This window comes from Paraburkholderia sp. BR14320, assembly GCF_040948665.1.
In the GTDB taxonomy this organism is placed as follows: Bacteria; Pseudomonadota; Gammaproteobacteria; order Burkholderiales; family Burkholderiaceae; genus Paraburkholderia; species Paraburkholderia youngii.
Map to the genome: position 1 here is coordinate 1 of NZ_JBFPKG010000102.1, position 8,315 is coordinate 8,315.

At 57.1% G+C, this 8,315-nt stretch carries 4 protein-coding genes and 1 pseudogene; 4 read left to right on the plus strand and 1 reads right to left on the minus strand.

Features of this window, described 5'->3' with window-relative positions:
• Nucleotides 1–1,375 precede the first annotated feature (1,375 nt).
• Nucleotides 1,376–2,968 (plus strand): FAD-dependent oxidoreductase, encoded by a 1,593-nt coding sequence (locus tag AB3X89_RS38195; RefSeq protein ID WP_368587812.1) that lies wholly within the window; start codon nt 1,376–1,378, stop codon nt 2,966–2,968.
• Nucleotides 2,969–3,147: 179 nt separating this feature from the next.
• Here the strand turns inward: AB3X89_RS38195 and AB3X89_RS38200 are convergent.
• Nucleotides 3,148–3,440, minus strand: a pseudogene (locus AB3X89_RS38200) (IS3 family transposase); the annotation flags it as partial.
• Nucleotides 3,441–3,725: 285 nt separating this feature from the next.
• On the opposite strand from AB3X89_RS38200, the gene AB3X89_RS38205 reads away from it, so the two are divergent.
• The 3 genes from AB3X89_RS38205 to AB3X89_RS38215 all read left to right on the plus strand — a co-directional run bounded on the left by AB3X89_RS38205 (nt 3,726) and on the right by AB3X89_RS38215 (nt 8,142).
• Entirely contained in the window at nt 3,726–5,054 is a 1,329-nt protein-coding gene (locus tag AB3X89_RS38205; RefSeq protein WP_368587813.1) for an MFS transporter, read from the plus strand.
• A gap of 67 nt (nt 5,055–5,121) precedes the next feature.
• Entirely contained in the window at nt 5,122–6,534 is a 1,413-nt protein-coding gene (locus AB3X89_RS38210) for an amidohydrolase (protein ID WP_368587814.1), read from the plus strand.
• Between the two features lie 456 nt (nt 6,535–6,990).
• A complete protein-coding gene (locus AB3X89_RS38215; RefSeq protein ID WP_368587815.1) occupies nt 6,991–8,142 on the plus strand; it encodes a porin in 1,152 nt (383 codons plus the stop codon).
• The last annotated feature ends 173 nt before the right edge of the window (nt 8,143–8,315 follow it).

Genomic DNA, 8,315 nt, shown 5'->3' on the forward strand with positions numbered 1-8,315 from the left:
TTCCAGAACCATTCGCACAGCCCGCTCACGAACTTCAGGCGAGTACCTTGGGCACTTCTTCTTCGTGTTTTCCATAGCTCCATTTTCTCAAGAAGTGGAGCCTCCGGAAATCCCGGGGCGGTTCAGTCCGTAATTATGAGGTCCTGTTTCTCCAGTAAAAATCTCAAGTCGCTCAATGTCTCGCATCGCACCATGCTCGCTCCCTAATCACTAATTGATATTGCTGCCACCGCTCGATGACCGCAGGCAGTTGAAATGCGCAGCGATGTCGGAGCACTCCGCGATGAATCTGTCGGTGCCATGGGGCATATCCGGAGGCCATCCTTGAATCAGATCCGAACGGTTCTCTTCTGTTTGCACCTATGTCATACGATTCTCAATGCTGTCCACTGCCAACAAGTAGCCGTCCCGTAGGCCCATGCTTCTGGCGAAGGTGTTATGGGACGGATGGTAGGACTGCGATGCGACTGAAGCAATGTGGCCAATAACGGCTAGGTATTCGAATAGTGGATAAGGGTATTCCCTATTCGTATTGTTCGCCTCAAAATTGTCTGCCCAATATGGACGCGTGGTGTGCGCCTAAGGTCCGCTCAACGAAGCGTGGGAGTTCCGCGCAGTATCCTTCATACACTCCAGACGATGTAAACGATGAGATTTCGATTAGTCGGTATCAAGCCGCGATATGCTTTCGGTCTTCTTTCGACCTCTTACTTCCCGCACGTCCTGCTAAATTTCGTCAGCATGTTGTGCGATGATGCTCGCGCTTGCGCACGGATCTACGGCATAGGAATGCGGTCGATTCTGCGCTATGCGCCACCGTTCGTCATCTCATCGGTTCCGGCAAAATGTGAAAAAGTCCATGCCACTCGCAACCCGAGGACAAGCCACATTGATCAATCGTCGCGCTGAAAGGGTGGATAGGACAACCTCAGCTGGGGCCTGCCGCGCAAGATCATGCTCGACCAAATCGCGCAGTTGAACCGGAAACCGACCCCGGACGTCTTACACGGTTGTTACCACGCTGGCGCGTACTGCGCCGGAGGCGCGTCGTCGCTGACGATGCGCGGCCACGCATATCTGTTTTGCGAATAGCTAACCGTTATTGGCTACATTGTTTCAAATGTATCCTCGGCCTACCATTCCATCCATAAGGTTCAATGCGAAATTGCGCTAGCGCCAGAGCCCTGCGTTCACGGATGACGATCACTTCGCCGTTGCAGTCTCGTAGCCGTGTCACTGCCGGTGAACTTACTGAGAAGTTTGTCCGCGCTTGCGAGCGCGACGCAGCCATCTCGCCGATCGTATCTCGCCATTTAGGAAGGGAGGTCGGCTGGGGTGATGCATGCGTTTAACCAGCGACTGAAGGAGAGAAGTCGTGCGACCACCGCTTAAATTTCTCGACCACGAGACCTTCGACGTTGTCATTATTGGCGGAGGCATTAACGGCGCCGCCGCCGCCCAAGAAGTCATTGGGCAAGGTCACAGCGTCCTTCTCGTCGATAAAGGTGACTTCGGATCGGGGACTTCGAGTCGCTCCAGTCGTCTTTTGCATTGTGGTCTGCGCTATTTGGCGCCAGGCCGTTCGATCTGGGACTTTGTTGTGCATCCCACGCGCTTTATGACAGCGATGAAAATGGCGAAACAAGCGATGGAGGCGCGGGCCGAGTTCGTCGAGACGTCATCGTTGCGCACTCGACCGCTCCAGTTCGCCTTCCCGATTTATCAGGAAGGTCCCTATCGCGCTTGGCAAGTGGATATTGCATTCCATATTCTGAAACTGCTCGGTCCTCGCAACCCGCCTCTTGATTACCACCGTATCTCTGGTGCCGAAGCGCGTAATATGCCGCTGATGAACGAATTGCGTGATCTTGACCGTATCCATTCAGTCGCGGTGTATCGTGAGTACGAGTTCGACTGGCCCGAGCGAGTATGCATGGATTGTATCCTCGACGCGGAACGCATGGGGGCGGTCGTTCGCAATTACACCCTGGCCACGCTCGGACGGCATCGCGACGGCGGCGTCTGGCCAGTCGTGCTTAGGGATCAATTGGACGGTGCGACTGTAGAAGTCAGTGCTTCTATCGTGCTTAACCTAGCAGGCATTTGGATCGACGAGGTCAACGCCACGCCTGAGCCAAACGCTAAGCGCCGCGTGCTCGGAACCAAGGGAACGCATATTGTTGTCAAGCTGCCGGATTCCTGCGCCGGTTACGGCGTCGCAACGCTGAACAGTAAGCGCGAACCGTTTTACTGTATTCCCTGGCACGACCTGCATTATTTCGGGCCGACAGAGACCCTCTACGACGGAAACAAAGAGGACATCCATGTCACTAACGAGGAACAGGCTTGGCTGCTCAAAGAAGCTAACCGTCTTATGCCAGGCATAGGGCTTTCGGAGAAGGAGGTTCGGCTGACCTGGGCAGGTGTCAGGCCGCTGACGTATGACAAAGCCGTTCCTTTCGGGAATCGTTCCCGGCAACTCCACGACCTTACTGATGACGGTATGCCAAATGTACTCGCGATGACTGCCGGGCCCGTGTTGAGCCATCGTTCGGCCGGCCGCCTCTTGGCTAAGGCGGTTGCAAAGCGGCTAAGACCACAGCACCGACGGCAACGACCAGACTATGCGCCAAAGCAGCCGCCCGCAAGCGACAGTTCACCCGCGTTGGTATCGGGACTGTCAACACGACTTTCAGATCTCCAGCATGGCATACAGAAAGAACATGCCGTGACCCTCATGGATCTTCTTTTTCGGCGCACCGGACTTGGTTGGCGGCATCAATTTAGCGAGGCTGAGCTCGATCAAGCAGCGTCCGTGCTAGCGACGGAGCGCGGCCTGTCCTCTGCGGAGAAGTGGCGAGAGATCGAGGCGTTCAAAATCGAATGTGAGAGGCTTTTCGGACGACGTTCTTCACAAGTCTCATTCACGAGTACGATTGCCGGGAAAGACGGAGATGATTCCCGATAGCTTTGAGTAAATTTGAGTAAGCCAACAGCCCTTTGTGGGGCCGATGTGAGGATCCGCTGAATGTGCTTTCCACGCACAGTCATTGTCGCTCCGATCCAAGAGTCCGATCATCGCTGTGTTGCGGATCCGTGCAGGCGAGCTTAACCGCAGGCTGGTTGGTTTAACTACATGCAGGCACGTCAGACTTGCCTGTAATAGCTTGCTTCAGCCCCAGCGTGCGGGAGATAGCCGAGCGATTCCATCAGACGATGATGATTCTGCCAGCCCTCACATTCCAGCGTTGCCTATTCGACGGATTCCCTCGTTTTCCAAGGGGCGCGGCGATGAAACAGTTCCGTCTTGTAGATGCCGTTCATCGGTTCAGGCAGCGCGTTGTCGCGGTCGTCGGCCGGCTGCCCACCGACGGGTCGATTCCAGTCTCAGTCAGTCGTTGGCTGTATTGAATGCTGACGTAGTGACACCCTCCGTCCGATGTGTTCACATGGCTCGCCAGTTCGAATGTCGGTACGGTCCTTTGTGAGAATTACTTCAAAGGACGTATCAAGTCTACCCTAGTGAAACACCGGATGCTGGCGAGTCGATCCAGTATCCGTATCGAGGCGCACCCTATACGGGTTTCAAATACCTGACCTATTTTGGCCGGATTGTGCCGTTCACATCCGCGAGGCAGACTTTCATTGATGCCGCTGCATTCGTGTGTGGCATACAGCAACGAATTGCGAACCGCGAACGAAGAATTCGCCAATGGAGACAGAAGATGACTGTGCTTGATGAGCGGCGGCCGCCACACTCGCGATTCGCGCAATCGGAACGACGAGTGCCTAGGAGAGCGGTTGTCGCGGCGATCGCGGGCAACGCTCTTGAATTCTATGATTTTGGGATCTACTCGTTCTTCGCTGTCTACGCAGCAAGGGCCTTCTTTCCCTCCCTCGACGGACTGACGGGCATTCTCGCTTCCGTCGCAGTTTTTGGAGTGGGTTTCGTGACTCGCCCTCTTGGTGCACTGCTCATCGGCCGGCTCGGCGACCGCCTCGGACGCAAGCCGGCATTGCTTCTTACCATCACGCTAATCATAGTCGGCACTATGGGGCTGGCCTTGACTCCCGATCAGGCTACCATCGGCGTCGCCGCTCCGATCATCGTGGTCATCAGCCGGCTCATCCAGGGGTTCGGCTTGGGCGGCGAAGTCGGGCCGGCTGTAGCATTCCTTATGGAAGCAGCGCCCGAGGGGCGACGCGGCTTCTATACGAGTTGGTCGACCGCCAGCCAGGGCATTTCGAATCTCGCCGCAGGGATTGTCGGCGTTACGTTCACATCGCTACTGGCGCCGGAGAACATGCAGAGTTGGGGATGGCGATTAGCGTTCGCCCTTGGGCTCGTACTCGTCCCGGTTGCGCTCTACTTGCGCAAACAGATGCCCGAGACCTTCGATGGCCGTAGCCGTGGGGCGAATACGACGGCCACTCCATGGCGCGATTTGTGGCGCCATCGCCGAGCCATTTTGCCCGGTATGGCCATGCTCGGAGCTAGCACCGCGGTTTTCTACGTAGCGGTCTACATGACCACATACTCCATCGCGGTACTGAAAATGCCGCCGCATATCGGCATGTTTTCGGCGATAGTGTTAGGTGCGTCGCTGATCGTGTTCGGTCTGCTTGGTGGGTGGCTCTGTGATCGCTATAACGTCCGGGTCATAGTGGCGCTTCCATACACGGTCCTGCTCGCGGGAATCTACCCGGCATACCACCTTCTTATTCTCTCGCAGAGCGTGCCGACCTTGCTGATCGCCACCATATTGATGAGTGCCATGCCGGCCGTGGCGGGACCTTCGGTTCTGATGCTGATTGGCGAAGCGTTGCCGGCGCGCGTGCGAGCTCTCGGCCTCAGTGTCACTTATGCCGTTCCGATCACTATCTTCGGTGGCACCGCACAGGTTGTCGTCACCTGGTTGCTGAAACACACCGGCAATCCCGCTTCTCCCGCGTTCTATGCGGTTATGGCAAGCGCGGTCATGCTGTTTGCCATCATGGCCTTTCCAAAAGGTCTTGACCGATTCGGTCACGCGAATGGAGTTGTGTTGGATTGAATGCGGACTGTCCCTCGGAAGACTAGAGCTTTAGACCTATTTTCAATAGATGCAGAGAGGCATATCAATGGCAGTCGCGGAAGAAATCTGGAACCTCGTCGAAGCAAAAAAGGAAGACTTCTTCGTGCTCAGTGACAAAGTATGGGCAACGCCTGAACTGTCCTATAACGAGTTCAGATCGGTTACCGAGCATGTGGCGATGCTGGAGCAGGAGGGGTTTCGTATTGTCCGGAATGTCGCCGGCATTCCGACCGCCGTTATGGGTGAGGCCGGCGAAGGCGGACCCATCATCGCGTTCCTGGGCGAATACGACGCGCTCCCGGGACTGAGCCAGGCGGCCGGACTGGCCGAGGTCTCGCCGGTCGAAAAGGACGGACACGGACACGGGTGTGGGCACAACCTTCTTGGCGCCGCGGCTCTCCTGGCGGCGACGGCCGTGAAGGACTATCTCGCGGCTAACGGATTGAAAGGCCGCGTGCGTTACTACGGCTGTCCAGCAGAGGAGGGTGGAGCGGGCAAGGCTTTCATGGCGCGCGCAGGCGCCTTCGACGACGTCGACGCCGCCATCACGTGGCATCCAGCCTTTTTTAACATGGTATGGGACTCTGGCTCTCTCGCCACTCTCGGAATCGACTTCAGCTTTACGGGGCGCACCGCCCATGCGGCAGCTACGCCGTATCTTGGCCGCAGCGCGCTGGACGCCGTCGAACTCATGAACGTCGGCGTCAACTATATGCGCGAGCACATGTCGAGCCATGCGCGCATACACTATGCCATCATCGATGCAGGCGGCATCGCGCCGAATGTCGTGCAGAGCCACGCTACGGTACGTTATTCGATCCGCGCCGCCCAACAGACGGAATTGGTCGAATTAGCCGAACGGGTCCGCAAGGTAGCCAAAGGCGCAGCGTTGATGACAGAGACCGAGGTGAGCGAAGACGTGCACGCTGCGGTCGCAAGCTTGCTTCGCAATCGTCCCCTGGAAGAAGCGCTCCACGCCAATTTGACGAAGTTGGGGCCTACTGGGTTCGACGAACGTGACCGCGCAATCGCAGCGCCTTTTCAGGCGTCCTGTTCGGCGAAAGCGATTGCTGCTTCCTACGAGTTGTGGCAGCTCGCGCCGCGCGAGCACACGGTGCTATGCGACGAAGTCTGGCCGTTGCGCAAGGTCACTGATCCGGTCATGGGATCGACGGACGTCGGTGACGTCAGTCGCACGGTGCCAACAGTGCAGCTTCTGGCGGCCACCCATGTCATTGGCCCGCCGTCCCACACATGGCAATGGACCGCTCAGAGCAATTCGGATCCGGCGCGCAAGGGTTTGGCCTATGCTGCGAAGGTCATGGCGGCAACCGGAGCGGATCTCTTGACGGACGATAGGCTCCGCACGGCCGTCAAGGATGAGTTCCAGCGGCAAAGCGCGCTTGACCCATTCACCTGCCTAATGCCCGCCGAACTGAGCCCCCGCTTGCCGCAATAGGCCGCCTGAGAAGGAGTCCGTCGCAGTCCCGGACGGCCTAGCGAATCACAGTGCGGGAGTGCTCTCTGCTAGGCCCCCCGATGGCACGCCGCGTCTGACGCGCCTTCCTTGAAGGCGGGCTGTCTACCATGCGTCGGCTCGGCTTCCGCAGTGGGGCGGAGAACGTCGCTGATACGGCACCGATGTCTGCGCGCCGACCAAGGCCCGGGGTTGTTCGCAGTGACGGTCGTCGTCGTATGGATTAACAACTGTTAGCGACGCTCGACCTTGACGCAATCCAGCCGTAATGTGGTTGCGGCGAAGTCACCTTGATTCGGACGCACTGTCGAGCCTGGTCCGTTCAAATTCGAATGGGTATCGGGGCATAGTGGAAAATTATTAACTTAGTATAACATATAAAACTAGTCACTGTGTCGCAGTTTGCAAAGTCATTCTTTAATGATCGATGGAGATCAAATGCACACGAAAAAGTCTGCTGCTGTCGTGTTGGCGTCAACCGTACTCGTCGGCGTGGCCCATGCGCAATCGAGTGTTACCTTGTACGGTTTGATTGACGCAGGTTTTGGCTACGTCAACACCAATCAAGGGAGCCGCTATGCGATGATGAACGGTAATCTCAATGGTGATCGATGGGGGTTGAAAGGCGTAGAAGACCTGGGTGGTGGGTTGGCGGCAATCTTTCAGATTGAAAATGGTTTTAATGTTGGCACCGGGGCACTTGGTCAAGGTGGGCGGGAATTTGGCCGGCAGTCGTGGGTCGGTATCACGAGCGCCAGTGTCGGCACTCTTAAACTGGGGCGGCAGTATGACGCGGTGGTTGACAAGGTTCAAGGGTTGACACTCGAAAGCGTCTTAGGATCTCCAGCCACAACCCCCGGAGACGTCGATAACAACGACAACAGTGCGCGCATCTCGAACGCAATCAAATACGTCAGTCCCGTGTTTGGAGGTATCCAGTTTGAAGGGCTGTACGCACTGAATGGTGTGGCTGGGCAGCATGGTTCAGGAAATACCTACTCTGCGGCGGCCAGTTACACTGGCGGACCATTGAGCATCGCGGCAGGCTATCTTCATGGAAGTAATACTGCGGCCGCCTCGGGACAGCTTCGGACCACATGGAGTGGTACGATAGATTCGATCTTTGACGGACCCATCAGCAACGGCTATCAAACAGCTGCAACGATCGGAATAGCGCATGCGGCGGCTCGGTACCAGCTTTCTGCGCTGACGCTCGGAGCTGTGTATAGCTACGCGGCGTTTAACGCTGACGCGCAGTCGACGTTCAAATCGCAGCAGCACTTCAATTCGGGAAAAGTGTATGCCCTCTATCAGATTAGTCCCAGTGTCCTCGGCGGACTCGGGTACATCTACACCCGCGCTGGAGGTGACACGTCTGCGACGTATAACCAGGTGACGGCGGGCGCTACCTACACCTTGTCGAAGCGCACGGACTTCTACGCGGTTGCCGCGTACCAGCATGCGAGCGGAACGCAGCGGACGGCCGCAGGAGGGCTCGTTGATGCAGTCGCGTCGGTCGGTTCATATGGGCTGACTGGAAATGGTAACTCCCAGACACTGGTCGTTGTCGGTATGCGTCACCGATTCTGACATCCCAAAGACATAGAACAATGCTTCACGGGTGGACGGCGCTCTGAGAGGTGGCGCCGCTTGTTCGGGCAGGGTCCCGAGATTTTTAAGTGGAACCACCGGGGCGTTCATGCTGCCGATTTGATCGCAGGCAGTGTCGCGAAGTATGCCTCATCCGGCGTGCGGTCTTCCAG